General features: G+C 49.1%; 1 protein-coding gene. It reads left to right on the top strand.

The window, feature by feature from the left end:
* Positions 1–450: hypothetical protein (locus H1S01_RS20830; protein ID WP_207732452.1), on the top strand; the 450-nt coding region annotated here is incomplete at both ends.

Genomic DNA, 450 nt, shown 5'->3' on the forward strand with positions numbered 1-450 from the left:
GGGGTGAGGGTTTTCGCCGGAATCATCGACTCCGTTAAGTTAGCTCGATCTACGGGTGGCTTGAATATATGGGACGTAACCGCTCAGGACTACACGTTTCAATTGAACCGGCGTCTGGTCGTGGAAACGTACGAAGGGCAGACGGCGGACTGGATCGCTAAGGATATTATCTTGAAGTACGGACAAGGAATATTTACGACAAATCATGTGATGCCCGGTGCCCCGACTGTCGTTAGCATCATGTTTGATTACATGGCCCCGGCAGACTGTTTTAAGAAGCTGGCCGAATATTGCGGCTGGGAGTGGTATGTAGACTATTACCGGGATGTTTGGTTTTTTGACTCGGAAGAAGACCCGACCTATTCCGCCTCTAGCCTAAACATAATAACTCCCTTTCGAAATCTGAAACACTCGATAGATACTGCCGGGCTGCGTAACCGGATTTATGTG

Origin of the sequence: Heliobacterium chlorum (assembly GCF_014502795.1) — a bacterium.
GTDB lineage: Bacteria > Bacillota > Desulfitobacteriia > Heliobacteriales > Heliobacteriaceae > Heliobacterium > Heliobacterium chlorum.